General features: G+C 44.3%; 14 protein-coding genes and 2 tRNA genes. 6 read left to right on the forward strand and 10 right to left on the reverse strand.

Annotation, left to right across the window (positions count from 1 at the left end; genetic code table 11):
* Nucleotides 1-15: 15 nt before the first annotated feature.
* Nucleotides 16-969, reverse strand: coding sequence for an ornithine carbamoyltransferase (argF, locus tag M0R36_01695; GenBank protein MCK9554525.1), 954 nt, complete (start codon nucleotides 967-969; stop codon nucleotides 16-18).
* Nucleotides 970-1,181: 212 nt separating this feature from the next.
* On the opposite strand from argF, the gene M0R36_01700 reads away from it, so the two are divergent.
* On the forward strand, nucleotides 1,182-1,853 hold the full coding sequence (locus M0R36_01700; protein MCK9554526.1) for a PEP-CTERM sorting domain-containing protein: 672 nt from the start codon (nucleotides 1,182-1,184) through the stop codon (nucleotides 1,851-1,853).
* A gap of 55 nt (nucleotides 1,854-1,908) precedes the next feature.
* Here the strand turns inward: M0R36_01700 and M0R36_01705 are convergent, their stop codons facing one another.
* From M0R36_01705 to M0R36_01740, 8 genes are all read right to left on the reverse strand, one after another.
* Nucleotides 1,909-2,346: a putative toxin-antitoxin system toxin component, PIN family gene (locus M0R36_01705; GenBank protein MCK9554527.1), complete on the reverse strand. Its 438-nt coding sequence runs from the start codon at nucleotides 2,344-2,346 to the stop codon at nucleotides 1,909-1,911.
* A gap of 104 nt (nucleotides 2,347-2,450) precedes the next feature.
* Entirely contained in the window at nucleotides 2,451-2,894 is a 444-nt protein-coding gene (locus M0R36_01710; protein MCK9554528.1) for a nucleotidyltransferase, read from the reverse strand.
* Between the two features lie 249 nt (nucleotides 2,895-3,143).
* The gene (locus M0R36_01715; protein MCK9554529.1) at nucleotides 3,144-3,893 is read right to left on the reverse strand and encodes an SDR family oxidoreductase; all 750 of its coding nucleotides are present in this window, start codon (nucleotides 3,891-3,893) and stop codon (nucleotides 3,144-3,146) included.
* 239 nt (nucleotides 3,894-4,132) lie between these two features.
* Nucleotides 4,133-4,468: a four helix bundle protein gene (locus tag M0R36_01720; protein MCK9554530.1), complete on the reverse strand. Its 336-nt coding sequence runs from the start codon at nucleotides 4,466-4,468 to the stop codon at nucleotides 4,133-4,135.
* A 126-nt stretch (nucleotides 4,469-4,594) separates the two neighbouring features.
* Nucleotides 4,595-4,673, reverse strand: a tRNA-Asp gene (locus M0R36_01725).
* Between the two features lie 13 nt (nucleotides 4,674-4,686).
* Nucleotides 4,687-4,762, reverse strand: a tRNA-Val gene (locus tag M0R36_01730).
* 526 nt (nucleotides 4,763-5,288) lie between these two features.
* A complete protein-coding gene (locus tag M0R36_01735) occupies nucleotides 5,289-5,873 on the reverse strand; it encodes a hypothetical protein (GenBank protein ID MCK9554531.1) in 585 nt (194 codons plus the stop codon).
* Nucleotides 5,870-8,809 carry a hypothetical protein gene (locus M0R36_01740; protein ID MCK9554532.1) on the reverse strand — a complete coding sequence of 980 codons (2,940 nt, stop codon included), beginning with the start codon at nucleotides 8,807-8,809 and terminating at the stop codon, nucleotides 5,870-5,872. The genes M0R36_01735 and M0R36_01740 overlap by 4 nt, the downstream gene beginning before the upstream one ends.
* Before the next feature lie 127 nt (nucleotides 8,810-8,936).
* Here M0R36_01740 and M0R36_01745 point away from each other — a divergent pair, with 127 nt between their 5' ends.
* Nucleotides 8,937-10,256, forward strand: a complete 1,320-nt coding sequence (locus tag M0R36_01745; GenBank protein ID MCK9554533.1) for a thymidine phosphorylase — start codon at nucleotides 8,937-8,939, stop codon at nucleotides 10,254-10,256.
* On the opposite strand, the gene M0R36_01750 is transcribed toward M0R36_01745, so the two are convergent.
* A complete protein-coding gene (locus tag M0R36_01750; protein MCK9554534.1) occupies nucleotides 10,253-12,727 on the reverse strand; it encodes a HEAT repeat domain-containing protein in 2,475 nt (824 codons plus the stop codon). The two genes, M0R36_01745 and M0R36_01750, sit on opposite strands and share 4 nt — an antisense overlap.
* Nucleotides 12,728-12,876: 149 nt before the next feature.
* On the opposite strand from M0R36_01750, the gene M0R36_01755 reads away from it, so the two are divergent.
* The 4 genes from M0R36_01755 to M0R36_01770 all read left to right on the forward strand — a co-directional run bounded on the left by M0R36_01755 (nucleotide 12,877) and on the right by M0R36_01770 (nucleotide 16,530).
* Nucleotides 12,877-13,773, forward strand: a complete 897-nt coding sequence (locus M0R36_01755) for a ComEA family DNA-binding protein (protein MCK9554535.1) — start codon at nucleotides 12,877-12,879, stop codon at nucleotides 13,771-13,773.
* Nucleotides 13,770-14,690: an MBL fold metallo-hydrolase gene (locus tag M0R36_01760; protein ID MCK9554536.1), complete on the forward strand. Its 921-nt coding sequence runs from the start codon at nucleotides 13,770-13,772 to the stop codon at nucleotides 14,688-14,690. The genes M0R36_01755 and M0R36_01760 overlap by 4 nt, the downstream gene beginning before the upstream one ends.
* Nucleotides 14,691-14,735: 45 nt before the next feature.
* The gene (gene cdd, locus M0R36_01765; protein ID MCK9554537.1) at nucleotides 14,736-15,119 is read left to right on the forward strand and encodes a cytidine deaminase; all 384 of its coding nucleotides are present in this window, start codon (nucleotides 14,736-14,738) and stop codon (nucleotides 15,117-15,119) included.
* Between the two features lie 226 nt (nucleotides 15,120-15,345).
* The gene (locus M0R36_01770) at nucleotides 15,346-16,530 is read left to right on the forward strand and encodes a phosphopentomutase (protein ID MCK9554538.1); all 1,185 of its coding nucleotides are present in this window, start codon (nucleotides 15,346-15,348) and stop codon (nucleotides 16,528-16,530) included.
* Nucleotide 16,531: the final 1 nt, after the last annotated feature.

Consider the following 16,531-nt stretch of genomic DNA (forward strand, 5'->3'; position numbering starts at 1 on the left):
GCCCGGCATCTCCGATCAGGAATCTTTCATAAGAATACTTAAAATGCCCTTCTGGACGTGAAGCCTGTTTTCCGCCTGATCGAAAACTATCGAATTAGGACTGTCTATGACTTCGTCGGTTACTTCCTCGCCCCTGTGGGCAGGCAGGCAATGCATAAAAAAAGCCGTTTTTTTAGCGCGGGAAAAAAGTTTTTTATTCACCTGGAACGGCTTAAAAATTTTCATCCTTTTGGATTGTTCGCTTTCTTTTCCCATGCTTACCCATACATCCGTATAAACGACATCGGCATTTTTAACCGCCTCATAAGGGTTTGTCCCTATTTCTATTTTGGCGCCGCTTGTTTTTGCCAGAATTTCGGCCGATGTAAGAATTTTTTTACTGCAGAAATACCCATCCGGAGAGGCAATGCTTAAATCAAAGCCCAGTAACCCGGAAGCCTGAACAAGCGAATTCACAACATTATTGCCGTCGCCTACATATGCCACTTTTATACCTTTAAAATCCGGGGCGGCTGGATTAAGAGAAAATTTTTCAATAATCGTAAAAACATCCGTCAAAATCTGGCAGGGATGAAGCAAATCCGTAAGGCCGTTTATAACGGGCACTTCGGAATATTCGGCAAGCTCCTCGACTTTTTTGTGCGAGAAAGTCCTGACCATAATTCCGTTAACCCACCGCGAAAAATTTTTCGCGGCGTCGTAAATGCTTTCCCTTACTCCCAATTTAACCGTAGACGGGTCAAGGTTAATCGCAATTCCGCCCAACTGAAACATCCCCACCTCAAAAGTAACCCTTGTCCTGAGGGAAGGCTTCTCAAAAAGCATAATAAGCGTTTTACCTTTGAGAATGTCAACCGGGTTCTTTTCCTTGAGCTTCTTTTTCAGTTTTGCGGAAGCGGAAAATATCTCCAGGACATCATCCTTTGATAAATCCGCTAAATCAATTAAATCCTTTTTTGTCATATCCATCCCCTACTTAATGAAACAGTTATTATCCGTAAAAAAGTTTTTAATGTCAAGATTTGACTTATTCTTTTATTTGCAACTTGACAAATACAAGATTTGCGGTTATATTATGGAATAAGTTTATTTCATAAAGAAACTAAGTGTTTATAAGCTTTTATTTTTAGCCTTATATTGTTTCATAATGAAACTAAGTTAACCGTATGAAAGGAGGAAGGATGAAAAGAAGTTTATTTGTAATGGCGGTATTTACTGCGTCTGTATTGCTCTCATCGAACGCTCCCGCTCTGCTTGAGAATTTCGACGATGGAGTAGCCGACGGATGGACGCCTGAAAGCGGAACAACATGGATTGCTGAAGACGGAATCTACAAAAACAACGCGGGCGAAGGTTACTGGCAAAAATCAACCGTCGGATGGGACTTCCAGGGCGGAAATATTTCGGCTGATTTCAGTAAAGGCTATTATGCCGCCGAATCAGGCATAGGGATACTTTTCGGAGGAGATTATACAAGTTCGATGTTTGCCGCAGGATTATGGAAAGACGCCAGCGGCTGGATTATAGGCGTTAACGAGTATTCATGGGACGGAAGCCGTTGGCAAAACGTCGACGGATGGAACAACCAGGGGATAGCCGCTCTTAGCGCGGGAACACAATATACACTGTCTCTGGATGTCAGTGGCAGCGCCGCGACTCTTACACTCGGTTCTGATTCTGTCTCCAAGACTCTCTCAGGAATACCTTCCGGAAATATCGGGCTTTATAACAGCGTAAGCTGGGGCGAGTTCGATAATTTCAGCGCTGATGTAGTTCCGGAACCTTCAAGCATAGTCCTTTTGGGTATAGGACTGGCTGGAATAATAGGTTTTGCCTTTAAAAACAGGAAATAAAAAAAACCCATGGGAGGGCATGCAACACCGCCCTCCCCCCTATTTTTTCAATACCTCAAACATTATACGAAGTCATGAATTCAGACGCTTTTACCACAGGAATAGCAAAATTTTTCACCGAGTGAAAATGTTTATCCGAAGACACTATCCAGTCGGCTTTGCCGCTGAGCGCGCACGCGAAATATTTGTTATCGGAATAATCATCTTTCACGACTTCGATTTTTTCCGCAGGCCTGACTTTCCTGCTTAAGGCAAGTATATTTTTAACCCTCCCGAGGAATTCCCGGCGGGCTTTCATCTGTTTTAATACAAAGAATAACTCTTTTTCTATGCCTTTTGAATATAAGAGCCTTATTTCCCTCTTCTCTATTTTTTCCAATATGGCCGCCGACGCGCTGTTCTCATTCCAGTAAGCGCCGACAAATATATTCGTATCGACAACTATTTTAACGGGGAAAAACCATCTTTTAAGTTTTTGGATTAATTTGAGCATTGTTTAATGATAAGGGACTCAAAGATAAATTGCAAGGGGGTTGGAACCGTCAAAATTGAGCGGCGAGTTTCACAAGTCCTCTCTAATGTTTTGTTGGGAGTTTATTATTCCATATTTTCGATATCAGCTAAATCCTGGAGTCTTCCGCTGGCTTTCTTATTCTTCTTCAAATCTTGTAACGATATAAAATTTATTTCTACATCATTAATAGTCACTTTTTTTCTGTTTTTAAAGCATTCGTTAAATTCAACGCCATCTATAGAAGTTAATATTTCTATGCGCAGAGGTTCATTCCCCATTCTTATGTTTTTGCCTTTCTCTAAGAATATTTCATCTTTCAGGTTGGGGGTGTCAAACCCAAATTCTTTAAGGGCTTCGACAATTTTATGGGCGTTATCTTTTGACAGCGCTACCCATATATCAAGGTCACCCGTAGCGCGGGGGTGGCCATAAAACGCCACAGCATATCCGCCAATTACTAAATATTCAATTTTTTTTGAGTTCAGTAATTGTAAGAGTTCTTTGAAATCTTGTGGTAGCTGGATCATACCCGAATATAATTTGCCTTAATTGTTCCAGGGCTTCTAACCGTTCAACATAACTTTTTTTTCGCCAGTATGTTAACGAATCATTATCGCCATGGGAAGTTATTTTAAACACCCTCTTATCCATCTTTTAATTATATCATAAGTTGGGTTTTTGATTGTATCTATACTTTATAGAAAGGATGCTAACGCTCCGGTTCAGCGGCGGCGCGTCGCGGCGTCCGCTGGAACCGATTGTTATGCGCAATTGAATTACTGTGCAGTGTACCCGCCGTCTATAGAATGGACGCTCCCGGTCATGAAGGCCGCGCGCTCACTTAATAAATACGCGACCAGATCCGCAACTTCTTCCCGGGTGGCGAGACGCTTCATGGGATGTACGCTCGCCATCCAGTCCGTGACCTCTTTGCCGGATTCCATTATCCGTTGGGTTGCGACATAGCCCGGAGCTACTGCACATACGCGGATATTCGACTCTGCCAACTCTAGGGCGGCTGAGCGAGTCAACCCGATTACTCCGTGTTTCGCCGCAGTGTATGCTGACATGCCTGCCAAGCCGACTAAGCCATTAGCCGACGACATATTCACAATCGCACCAGAACCGTTGGCAAGCATTGCAGGTATCTCATATTTCATGGAGAAGAAGATACCGGTCAGGTCCGTGTCGATGACCTCACGCCATATCTCTGCTTCTACGTCCTGAACCGGTACACCGGCTGGACCAGTTACACCAGCGTTATTCACAGCCAAATCGAGTTTCTCAAATCGCTCAATGGTTCGCTTCACTGCATTTTCCATAGCTAAAGGATCACGTACATCTGCCTCAAGTGCTAAAGTACGCACACCCTTTGGGTCAATTCTCCTACAAACCAATTCCACCGGCTCAAGGCGACGACTAATCAGCACAACCGACGCACCACCAGCAAATAGGCGCTCTGATATTGCCTCTCCGTTTCCGGTGCCGGCACCCGTTACAAGAGCCACTTTTTCACTAAATTCCATACTTACCCTCCGAGGTTGAATGTTCTAAGCATAACATATAATATACGAATTCGTAATTTGTGGGTTTTTCTACCTATGGGAAGAAGTTAGGTAAGTATTTTGACTGGATTCGGGAGCTGAGCCATTATCTTAGCGACAGCCTCGGAGTTCCGCCAGAGGCGGGACGAGAATGAGTGAAAATACTTACTTAACTTCTCTGCTATGGATATTGCTCTGCCATTTTTGCGTAGCAAAAATCTTCAATGATCCATTAATCCGGATAGCATCTTGCAAATTTCATCCAGATTTTCTTTCAGGCATTTGCAAGTATTATCTTTGATCAACTTCTTGCGCCGACACAATTCTAATATCGGAACGCATTCAAATGCGGAGCCGCGGGATATTCTGAAAAAGTTAATCCTATCTGCCTTGTGATACCTGCCATTACCTTCGGCTATGTTCGTAGAGATAGACAAAGCTGCGCGGTTTATCTGATCTGTGAGGTAATAATTTCCTTTTGGAAAGGACTCTGTTAATTTACTAATTTCATCCGCAAAATCAACCGCTTTATTATACACATTGAGGTTTTCAAACATAAAAGGCATCTGGCGTCATTCCTCGAACAATAGAACAATCGAAAATAGACCACAATTGAGTTTTTGTTCGTCTATTGTTCTAATGATCTATTGCTCAATTGCTCTGCCATTTTTGCGTAGCAAAAATGGCGGGAGTGACGGGGCTCGAACCCGCGACCTCCTGCGTGACAGGCAGGCGCTCTAAACCAAACTGAGCTACACCCCCGGAAAGGGTAAGATGGTGGGCGGTACAAGGATCGAACTTGTGACCCCCTGCTTGTAAGGCAGGTGCTCTCCCAGCTGAGCTAACCGCCCATCATTTGACTACATCTAAAAACATAAAGAACCATAAAAACTGATTGTTACGCAAGACTGTGACTTATGAAGTATAACGAACATAAGTTACGTAGTCGAGCGTAATCCCGTGTCCTGCTTGCCCCGCCAAGGCGGGATCCACTTCGACTTTGCAATTTACGTTCACTTTCGTTCCGTAAACTGCAGTCTCACGGGATAAGGCAGGTGCTCTCCCAGCTGAGCTAACCGCCCATCATTTGACTACATCTAAAAACATAAAGAACTATAAAAACTGATTGTTGCGCAAGACTGTGACTTATGGAGTATAACGAACATAAGTTACGTAGTCGAGCGAAGCAAGTCTCGACGGGGCTTACAAACGTCCCCGGAAATCACTTCCCGAACTATTCCTGAATCAAACCACTTATAAAGATCGTCAACCGTCTTTCGGAAAAGCCGAATATTACAATATAACATATGCCGAGTCAATAAAAAAACGGGGGTTTGTAACTGTTTCAACCCCCGTTTGTTATATATTTATGCGACCTTAAAGCACGGCATCAGGCTTGATAACTTTCACATATTCGATAAAAAATTCAACTTCCGCATTCTGGTTGGGACTGCTTACAACCCTGATTTCCTTTATTTCCGACCAGTCGAGTTTCGCCGGATTCATCTGCGCGCCGTCCCAATATCCGCCGTCAACAGGAAATTCGGTGAGTCTTATCTTCAAAATCTCCCAATCGGCTTTCAGGGGGGAGAGCAGCTTGCTTACTTCCACCTTTTTGCCGTCTGAATCTTCCGCGTCAAGAACGGAAACCCTTACTTTTTCTCCGCCTTTACCGCCTTTTATCTTAATTTCAAGCATTGCGCTCCGGACATCTTTCGACACGTTAAGCAGAGGATACTTGCCTAAACTCAAACCGGACCATGTATTCGGGTCAAGGATAACTTTTAAAACATTTTTCCCGTCTTTTTCCATAACATCAAAACTCGCGCTGTTTTCGGGAAAAACGTAAACATACATACCCATTGCCGCATCTATATCGCCTTCAAAAAACACCGCAACATCTTTCGCCTGGCAGAAACCCGCGAAAACAAACATCAACACAAAAAACAGGATTTTTTTCATCTTTCCCCCTTATAAGTCTGCCCAGATGCAAACTCGCCTTTAAAATACTCCACACCCGTAAGTTCCCTGTATAATTTTATCTCAGCTTCAGAACTATATTTTATATCATGTTTTGTGTTTTCATCAACCGAATTATTGCCGACCCTGTAGTCGCACCACCCGTTGTTGAACCACTTGATTTTTTTCGGGCCATAACCAACCGCATCCGAAAATTCTCCTTCCATAAACTTGTTTATTTCGACGGGGACATCTTCCCTTTTAGCCTGGTTGAACCATATTATGGCCTTAAGCTTGGGAAATGCCGCATCTATATTGTAGTTGTGCTTACTGGTTTTTAACTGCGATGTGCCGTATACGCCCATAATCCAGCCGTATTCCCCGGGGTTCCACTTTCCGCCTTTCCATTCGTGGCTCAGTTCCCTTCTCTGTTCACCGGTCAAATCATCACGATAAGTCAGTGTTGCGCCTGTTTCGCATATCATCAGCGGTTTTTGCTTCTCTTCGCAATACACTTTATAAAAATTCACGCTTTCGTTTTCAGGCGTGGACATATCATCAAGAGAATCATGCGTAAGACCGTAAGCGAACAATCCTCCCCATATCTTCGATTCCATGCCGGGAAAAGACCATCCTCTCTCATAAAAATCAAGTCCGACCCAGTCAACATACTCGTCTCCCGGATAAAATCCTGTATAATTATCCTTCCTCTCACTGCCGAGCCAGCCGTGATTCGGGCACCAGATGACGGCGGCGTTCGACGCATACTTTTTAAACAGCCCGGAAACATTTTTAAAAGCCGTCCTGTAGTTCTCAGGAGTATGGCCGGTCTCTTCGCCCTTATCATAGACGGTATTTTTATTCTTATCCATCCACACGCACCACGGGTACCAGCTTCCGTTCATTTCGTGGGCAAACCTTATAAAAACAGGGCGACCCATTTTACCGCAGGAAACGGCAAACTCCTTTGTGCTGTCGTAAGCCGGGTTCCCGTCCTTCCAATCTTCATAAAAATTTCCGAAAACATAAGGTTCCAAAGTCAAAACAGGGACTCCCCCGCAATCAATTACGGCAGAGCAAAAATCTTTCGCTGTCGCCCAGCCGGCAGGGTCGTAATCCCATTTGGGATATTTGCCTTTCAACTCTTTTTCCTGCCAGTCAGCCCCGTGCGGAAAAAATATGAACTGCTCAAACAGTATATGCTTTCGGCCGTAAACAGATTTAAATGATTCTATTCCCCTCCTGAAAGCATCAACGGAGTCACCGGCATTTTTATCCTGCGAAATCTCAGCCCAATCAAGCACCGCCCCGACATAGCAACCCGATTCAGGCTCATATTTGGAAAGCGTGTTATTCAAAGGTATGTCTCCTGATTTTCTTTCGTCTTCCTCATCCTTGACAGGCCCCGTAAAACCCCTGAGATATTCCGCGGGATCACTTTTATAATACGGTTTTCCCGATATTTCCCTGAAAGCCAACAGGGCATCTTCCGAGGAATTGATTCTCCAGTCCCTTTCCTTCCTGACATTAAACCATATAAAACCTTTAACAGCGGGAAATTCGTTTTGCAGCGCGCTGTCCATATTCCTTATCCAATCGGCTTTGCTGCCTCCCGTTTCCGACGACGCGACTTCCAGTATGAGAATATCTTTCCCTGAAAAATTTGCGGTTAACTCTTTATAAGCGCCGGAAAATATTTCATTAAATTCAATCCATTCGCCGGCTTTTGCCTGATCTTCGCCCCCGTTGTAGCCGGTCATCCCGAGAAAATCCACATAATCGTCGCCGGGATAAGCAGCTTTAATATCATTCCAGCCATCTTTCCCGTGTTCAATCTTGTAACTTATCGTCCAGATCCATTTAACATTACCTGCTTTTTTCTCCCTGAAAATATCGATTATATGCCTGTAAGCCGCGGCGAATTTTTTCGCGTCTTTTTCATTTTCGGCAATGGACCACGGGTACCAGTAACCGTTAAATTCGTGTCCCCAGCAGATCCACACAGGGATATTAACTTCCCGGACATCTTCCGCAAACTTTTCAATATAAAGGTCATGTTTTCCGGAAATAATATCGTCGAGTTTTATGGCGTTCCTGTCATCCTGATACCAGCTTTCCCATATGATAAGAGGGATCATATTATTCTTAAAAACATTAAGCGCTTTATCTTTATTGAACGGGAGCGAATAATCGGAATACCATGATATGATCGCGGGTTTCCTTCCGGCAAATGACATATATTCGTTTATGCCGTCAAGCGAATCGGGAAGGCCTTCAATGAACACCCCATACAGGCATTGCGCCTGGGGGTCATCCTCATCAATAATTTTCCCGTTTATAAACGCAAACCGTTTTCCTCTCTTTACAAATTTAATGTTCCTGACAAATAACCTTACTTCCTGTTCATCCTTCCGGGGAGCTATGGAGAATTTAACTTCTTTTATCCCGTCCCAGCCAAAAGGCAGGTTCTCCATATAACTGCCGTTCCAGAACTTTCCTGTAAATGGAAAATCGGAAACAGGAACAGAAAAAGTATTCCAATCCTTACTTATAAGCCCGTAAACCGGCGCGGCAATAACCGTCGTCTCGGCTTTTTTCCCTTCCCGCTCTTCCGAAACCAGCGAAACAAAAAGGGCGCCGAGGCTCCCCGCATGTTTCGCCTCGAATTCCAGGTAATAATCATCCCTGTCGGGAACAAGGCAGAAATAATCCGACACTCCTACCGCGGCTCCCGAATAGCAACCCGGATCAAGGACGATTTCAGCTGCGTATCCGTTTTCATCCTCATCAACAATATTTATGGCCGATGTGATATCGGGATATGAATACTTATAATCCACAAGCCCTTCACCGTCACTCTTAAAAAAGAACATCTCTTCGGCAGAAACCATATTCAGGAACAAAAAAAGACTTACAAAGACAAAAACCGGTTTTCTCATAATACCATCTCCTATATACCGGTAATATACCTGTTTATTATTAATATGTCAAGGCCGGCTCATCACAATATATATAATACTGCCGTAACTAGTTGACTATATGCCGCTTAAAAAATATAATCAAATCATGAGCAAAACCCACATGTCGCCATATGAAATAATCCTGAAAAAGAGAAACGGCGGAAACCTGTCAGGACCTGAAATCGATTTTATGGTCCGGGGTTTTAATAAAGGCTCGATACCTTCTTATCAGTTTTCCGCGCTTCTGATGGCTATATTTTTCATGGGCATGTCCGAAAACGAAATCTTTTCCCTTACAAAATCCATGATGAACAGCGGCGATGTCCTGTCCCTTTCAAAAATAAGCAAATGTACAGTGGATAAACATTCAACCGGAGGCGTCGGGGACAAAGTGTCCATAATCCTCGCCCCGTTAGCCGCTGCGGGCGGAGTGACTGTTCCCATGATGTGCGGAAGGTCCCTCGGCCACACCGGCGGGACCCTCGACAAGCTGGAATCCATACCGGGATTCCGGACCAACCTTTCCAAAAATGATTTTTTCAGGTTCTTAAAAAAATCAAAGGTCGCAATGATAGGACAAACGGAAAAAATCGCGCCGGCAGACAAGAAAATATATGCCCTCAGGGATATAACGGCAACCGTCGACAGCATACCTCTTATTGCGGCCAGTATAATGAGCAAAAAACTTGCTGAAGGCGCAAATGCCCTGCTTTTAGACGTTAAAACCGGAAACGGCGCATTCATCAAAGATATCGAAGACTCGGAAAAACTGGCGCTGCTGCTGGTAAAAATAGCAAAAAACATGAAAAGAAAATGCGCGGCTATTATAACCGACATGAACCAGCCCCTCGGATACGCGATAGGCAATTCGCTTGAGATAAAAGAATGCATAGAAACACTGCATGACAGGGGCCCTGAAGACCTGAAATCATTATGCGTGGAATTCGCGGCGCATATGTTCCTTTTTGGGAAAAAAACAAAAAGCATCCAGGCGGGGAAAATCCTTGCGTTGCGGCTTATCGAAGACGGATCGGCCTTCAGGAAATTGTGTGAAATGGCGAAAAATCAGGGAGGCGACGTAAAATCGCTGGAAAATCCTTCTCTTCTTCCTTCTTCAAAATATGCCTGTCGCTTAAAATCACCCCGGAAAGGATATATCAAGGATATAAACACCCATGAGATAGGATTGACAGCCGTAATGACAGGCGCAGGCAGAAAAGACCTGTCTTCAAAAATCGACCCGGGAGCAGGCATTATTCTTCACAAAAAAATCGGCGATTTTACCGATAAGGGCGAGACCCTGGCAACCATATACACTTCAAGGCAAAATATTATGGTATATGCAAAAGAAAGGCTTCTCGATTCATTTTCTGTTTCAAAAACCAGGCCCGCAAAACAAAAATTAATCTATAAGATAATCCGTTAATCTGTTTTCTTATTTTCGGTGTTGTGTTCTGCGGCGAATATGTTAAATATAACCGGTTTATCAAATTTCATCCGAACCCACACGAGCGCCTTATTCCCGATGACCGCAGACCTGAAATCAACCCCTTCTTCCAGGAGTTTGCCGCCGGCTTTCACAGATATGCTATTCCCGCTCCAGCCATTAACGATAAAAACAGGGTTAACGACAACCGAATTCCTGCTTTCCGGATCAAGCCTAAAATCGCATTTCCGGTCTTTCTTTACATTGTTAAATATCAGCGCCCTTTGATAATAATCGTTTTCCACAAAAACGCTGCTATCGCTTTTCATCTCTATTTCCCCGGGGTAAAGCCACGATCTGGTCTTATCCAGCAAATCCTTATCGTCACCCTCTCCGCTCAAGCCTATAAGCATCGCCCATGTCGTGACTCCGGTGGCTCCCGGATGTCCCGCGACAGGAAGCAGGGACGTATGTGACGGCTCCCTCAAAAATTTACCGTTGGTCTTTACATCCTCATCATAAGGTATCTTGCTTATAGGCCAATGTGAAAAAGTCCAGAAATCATCTTTAAATTCATATCCGCCTCTCATCTCAAATGACCAGTCCTGCCCGTAGTGCCCCCACCAGTCTTTATACTGCATGGGAAAAGTTTTGGCGTGGGTTTCATCGCTCTGGGCAAAGACTTCGAACGCAGCCGGCCTGCCGGCAAGATTTACCCTGCAGATTGCCTCATTCCATGTGCGTGTATCCGGATCCATTTTAGCGGGAGGTTTTTCCTCGGATAAATCCCACAGAAAATCGATTTTCTTTCCCTCAAGGTTCAACATCGTCACCGCAGTCTGGCTGAGAAACTCCGACGGCCTGACGCCTGAACGGTTTATCGTCATAAGCTCCGAGATCTCATTCCAGCTCTTTTCATATTTGGTATTTAAAGAAGGCGTGTAAACCAATTTGCGCACCCCTGTCCCGTCAGGATAGAAATAGTACCATTCGTCGGCATGCGGTTTCTCGTCGGGGCTCATTCCCCACCATTTATATTCTGTATTAGCAAGCACATAACGCCAGTGGACAACGACACGCGCGTCATTCGATTCAACGATATCCGCTTTGGACCATCTTCTCATCCTATCGCTCATGGGTTCGCAGCAGCCGGAGACTCCCCCGTTCCAGATTTCGCAAAACTCATATGAAACCCCGCATTTGTCATCTATGTGCCACCACGGCTGATAATTCGCTTCCGACCAGAATACAAACTTCGAATCCTTATAGAAAGGGAAAACCTCATCAAAGGAAACAACAATCCCCCTGCCGGTAAAACCCGAGAAAGTATAGTCCCTCCATTTAGCCCCGAAACCCGTATCCTTATCGGATAAATCATCCGGCAAAGTCTGTTCTACAACTACATCCTTAAATAAACTCTTTGAATGTGTAACGCCGGTCGATGTGACATAGAGGTACAGGTTAAAATTCTCATCCGATATATCAGGCAGCGTCGAAAATTCCATCCATCCCTCTCGCCTTTTACCGTCAATAACCCTGTCATATCGGTAATAAAAATGCATGCATCCGGCTTTCTCATCCCTCGCGATGCGCAGAGCCGCGGCTTTTTTGCCGAAAACTTCACCGCCCAGTTCATATTCGAATTTAGCCCGCCATCTCTTATTAAGCCTCAAAAAGTCATTACCGTCTTTCCTGGAAACAACTCTCGCTTTTGTTTTTCCGCCGTCATCCCGGAATATTTCAACGCCGAAAAAGTTTGCTGTGTCGGGCGCGCCGTCCTTATTCTTGAAAAGTATAATACCGCAGGACTGCCCATACCCGTAATCAAGCCGGACCCTGACATCAAAATTCCCGTTGAATTCCCTTCCGTTATACAACCCGAACGCGCCGTTATTACACATCTCGATTTCAACACCCGGATTCTTAAGGTAATATTTACCGCCGGCAGGATTGCAATCCATATAAGATTCCCGCCACAGATCCGACACCCGCGTAAAGCGGTCGTGAAGCGCCGTATAAGGGGCGTCCTGCAGCCTTACATCATATGTCTCACAATTCCGCAGGTCAGCCAATATCATTTTTACGGCATTGCCTTCCGTTTCGGAAAGAGCGTTTAATATCGCTTTTTTAAGCGCCGGATCCTCACTTTGCCTGTAGAGGAAAATCAATTCATTTATCACTTCTTCGTCAGACCCGGCCAGAACCCCTGCGCTAACGGCGGCTTCGGCCCTGAGATTGGCGTCTGCATCTTTATCCACAAGAACATTCATCAGCGGCTTCACCGCTTTCTCATCCTGTTTATATTTAAGCAAATGCGCTGCCCTGGCTCTATCCGATACACTTTTGCCGGAATCATCAAGTTCACCTATCAATTTATCGGTTTTGTAAAATTTGCTCAGCGTATAATCGCCTACATCGCACGAAGAGCACAAAAAAGCCGATATAAACACAAGTATCAATTTGACCTTCATTATGATAATCCTTTCTGTCGTTGGAATAAGAGCTGCGCCAATAAACGGAATATTACCACGATACGCACCCTATTTGAACCCTTTAATTTTTTTCTTGATACGGGTTTAAGTCTGCTCTAATATTCATTTTATAAAAAAAGGAGTGCCGTATGCCACATAATAACCCGGAAGAATATAAAAAAATATCATTTTTGATAATCCTTTCATCGATAATTATCGGCATAGGGATTTCATTCTACGGGCTTGCTTCATTAAAAACAGAACAGATGCGCCGCAAAGATGAAAACACGCCGCGGTTCCCTTTAACCATAAAACCCGCCGAAAATGTCCCCCTGAACCGCATAACAGATTCCGCAGGGACAAAAAAAGAGGTATGTCAGGAATCGCCTTTTTCAGGTTTCGATATCAATAATGCGGATGAAAACGAGCTCGAACAGTTACCCGGCATAGGGCCCGTGACCGCATTAAAAATAATCAGGTACCGCGAGCAGAACGGACCTTTTTCATCTATTGAAGATATCCAAAAAGTCTCAGGCATAGGGCCCTGCACATTCAATGATATTCAAAATCTTATCTATGTCGAACAAAACGGGGAAATCGGCGCGGATACCGGCGGCTCCAAAATTAATATCAATACAGCGGGCGTAAAAGAACTTTCGGCGCTGCCCGGAATCGGAGAAAAAACAGCTTTGAATATCATATCCTACCGGGATAAAAACGGGCCTTTTCAATCCGATAAAGATATCCTGAATGTTACGGGAATCGGCGCAAAAAAACTCGGCAAGATCGCGCACATGATAACATTCAACGGGAATAAGCCGTCCTCCCCTGTTTTAACAGGACCGGAATCATCAAAAATAAACATCAACAGGGCAACCGCGGAAGAAATAGCCATGCTTCCCGGTTTCAGCAATAACCTTGCTGAAAGAATCATAAGATACAGAAAGCTTAACGGGCCGTTTCCCTCCGCGGAAAAAATAGCCGATGTTCCCGGCATAAGCTATATGACATTTTTCAAAATACAGGATTTCATCACTATTGAATGAAAAAAGATATTAAAATATTCCTGCTTTTTTGCTTTTCCTGTCTTCTGATATTTCTCTTCTCTTTATTAATTTCCCACACCCTGGGAAATATTATCCGCCCACGAACGGCTTTCAAGCCTTCGGGCATGCTGGAAATACATTTCCTGGACGTAAAACAGGGAAACGCGACTTTAATAATCCTGCCTAACGGAAACGCAATAGTTTATGACGGGGGGAAAAGCGGCAACCCTTTCTCCCCTTTTGCCGCCGGAGAAAAAAAAGTCGTCCCCTTCCTGAGACAAACAGGGATAAAAGAGATTTTTGCAGTCATATGCTCAAGCCCTGACGACGACCATTGCGGAGGGCTTGCGGACATATATAAGAATTTTACAGTTTTAAACACTTATGATATCGGCCTGCCGCACACAACCGAAAGCTACGCCTCTTTTCTTAAAGCCGTTGAAAGAAACCGCAGTAAATATAATCTTATAAGAGAAGGGATGCTGATTGAAGCCGATGAAAGTGTCCTGATCCAATGTTTATGGCCGCCGGATCCTCTCATTAAAGGCGGCAACGCGTCAAACAATAATTCGGCTGTCCTGAAAATTACATATGGCGACATTTCCATTCTTCTCCCGGGGGACATCGAAAAACCCGCGGAAAGAAGGCTTTTAAAATATGCCGGCAGCCTGAAATGCAATGTTTTCCTGGCGGCCCATCACGGGTCGAAAACATCAAATTCCGAAGCCTTCCTGAAATTCTGTTCCCCCGATATAGTAGTTATATCATGCGGCAAGAACAACCCGTTCGGGCATCCCGACGCCGGAGTATTAAAAAGGCTGGAATCAAACTCGAAAAAACTGTTCAGGACAGACATCAACGGCGACATATCAGTTTTCTCAAATGGAACTGAGGTTGAAATTTTTACCGAAAAATAGGACAATCTTATTGAATAATACCGTTCACTATTCCGGAGGCTGTATATGGAAAACACTGAATACATAAAAAAGGCGAAGGAAATCTCGAAAAATGCCTATGCCCCGTATTCCGGGGTAAAAGTCGGAGCAATTTTAATATCCGAAGACGGCAAGGCCTTCGAAGGACGCAATATAGAAAATGCGTCTTTCGGCCTTACCGTTTGCGCCGAAAGAGTCGCTCTTTTCAAAGCTGTGTCGGAAGGCAAAAGGAAATTTTCAAAAATAATAATCGCTTCCGAAGGGCAGGATGCATCCCCTTGCGGCGCCTGCCGCCAGGTATTGTCCGAATTTTCACCCGAAATGGAAGTGATATGGGAAGCAAAAGGCAGGATTATATCAAAGAAACTAAGCGAACTCCTGCCGGAGAGATTTAAAATAGGAAATAATTAGGTTGAGGTTGAGGTTAAATATAAGGTGAGGGCTGAGGATAAGTAAATATGTCTCACTCATTCTCGTCCCGCCAAAGGCGGGACTCCGAGGCAGTCGTTGATATAAAGATTCAACTCCCGAATCCGTTTGACACACTTACTTATCCTCCTTTAGCCGTACCCAAAAAATTTACTCCTTGACCAATATGTAAAAAAGTTCAAGGATAAGGATAAAGTAAAGGTTGAGCGTGAACACAGATAAAAAAAGAATAATTATCATTGTGCTGGACAGCGTCGGAATAGGCGCGCTTCCCGATGCCAAATCATACGGTGACGAAGGAGCCGACACACTGGGGCATATAGCAGAAAGAAACCCCGGGATTAAACTGCCTAACCTCGCCGCACTCGGCCTGGGCAACATAACACCGATAAAGAATATCCCGCCCGCATCACATCCTTCGGCATGTTTCGGAAAAATGGCGGAAAAATCTTCAGGAAAAGATACCATTATCGGCCACTGGGAAATCGCGGGTGTCGTCACGAAGAAAGGATTTCCGGTTTTCTGCAACGGTTTTCCGGAAGAACTCATAAAAAAATTTGAGCAGTCCACGGGTAAAAAAGTGTTAGGAAACAAACCCGCTTCAGGCACCGAAATAATCAAGGAACTCGGGAAAGAACACATGAAAACAGGCGCTCTCATAGTATATACTTCCGCCGACAGCGTTTTCCAGATAGCGGCTCATGAAGACATTGTCGCGCCCGAAGAACTCTATTCAATCTGTGAAAAAACAAGAAAAATCCTGTCAGGCAAGTATTCCGTGGCCAGAGTAATAGCAAGGCCTTTTACAGGAAAAGAAGGCGGTTTTTTACGGACAGACGGAAGAAAAGATTTCAGCCTGCCCTGCCCTGAGGAAACTCTTCTGGACAATGCTTCCCGAAACGGGCTTAAAGTCCTTTCAATCGGTAAAATATCGGATATTTTCAGTTCAAGAGGCATTACCGAAAGCATCAAAATACACGATAATAACGATTGCTGCAGACATATCATCAATTCGATTGCCGGGAAACATGATTTTTCCATAATATTCGCTAACTTAATTGATTTTGATATGAAATACGGGCACAGAAACGATGTTGAGGGATATAAGAACGCGCTCGAACAATTTGACATGAAAGTCCCCGAAATAACCGGTTCGCTTAAAGACAATGATCTGCTTATTTTTACCGCGGACCACGGGAACGATCCTACCGCTCCGGGAACCGACCACACAAGAGAGTATGTTCCTCTGTTGTGTTGCGGCAGAACACTGCGCAAAGGCATAAACATAGGAATTCGCGGCTGTTTCTGTGACATTGCCCGGACTTCCTCAGAATTTCTCGAATTGCCGGAAATGGAAAACGGCAAAAGCTTTTTAAAACAGATAAGGAGTTGAT

The sequence above is a fragment of the bacterium genome (assembly GCA_023228325.1).
Classification (GTDB): Bacteria; Auribacterota; UBA6266; order UBA6266; family UBA6266; genus UBA6266.

Bases quoted from the DNA above. Each gene is read 5' to 3' on its own strand.
- cdd (MCK9554537.1), top strand. From the start codon at position 14,736: ATGGAAAACACTGAATACATAAAAAAGGCGAAGGAAATCTCGAAAAAT.
- M0R36_01720 (MCK9554530.1), bottom strand. From the start codon at position 4,468: ATGTTTGAAAACCTCAATGTGTATAATAAAGCGGTTGATTTTGCGGAT.
- M0R36_01705 (MCK9554527.1), bottom strand. From the start codon at position 2,346: ATGCTCAAATTAATCCAAAAACTTAAAAGATGGTTTTTCCCCGTTAAA.
- M0R36_01740 (MCK9554532.1), bottom strand. From the start codon at position 8,809: ATGAGAAAACCGGTTTTTGTCTTTGTAAGTCTTTTTTTGTTCCTGAAT.
- M0R36_01710 (MCK9554528.1), bottom strand. From the start codon at position 2,894: ATGATCCAGCTACCACAAGATTTCAAAGAACTCTTACAATTACTGAAC.
- M0R36_01755 (MCK9554535.1), top strand. From the start codon at position 12,877: ATGCCACATAATAACCCGGAAGAATATAAAAAAATATCATTTTTGATA.
- M0R36_01745 (MCK9554533.1), top strand. From the start codon at position 8,937: ATGAGCAAAACCCACATGTCGCCATATGAAATAATCCTGAAAAAGAGA.
- M0R36_01715 (MCK9554529.1), bottom strand. From the start codon at position 3,893: ATGGAATTTAGTGAAAAAGTGGCTCTTGTAACGGGTGCCGGCACCGGA.
- M0R36_01700 (MCK9554526.1), top strand. From the start codon at position 1,182: ATGAAAAGAAGTTTATTTGTAATGGCGGTATTTACTGCGTCTGTATTG.
- M0R36_01735 (MCK9554531.1), bottom strand. From the start codon at position 5,873: ATGAAAAAAATCCTGTTTTTTGTGTTGATGTTTGTTTTCGCGGGTTTC.
- M0R36_01760 (MCK9554536.1), top strand. From the start codon at position 13,770: ATGAAAAAAGATATTAAAATATTCCTGCTTTTTTGCTTTTCCTGTCTT.
- M0R36_01750 (MCK9554534.1), bottom strand. From the start codon at position 12,727: ATGAAGGTCAAATTGATACTTGTGTTTATATCGGCTTTTTTGTGCTCT.
- argF (MCK9554525.1), bottom strand. From the start codon at position 969: ATGGATATGACAAAAAAGGATTTAATTGATTTAGCGGATTTATCAAAG.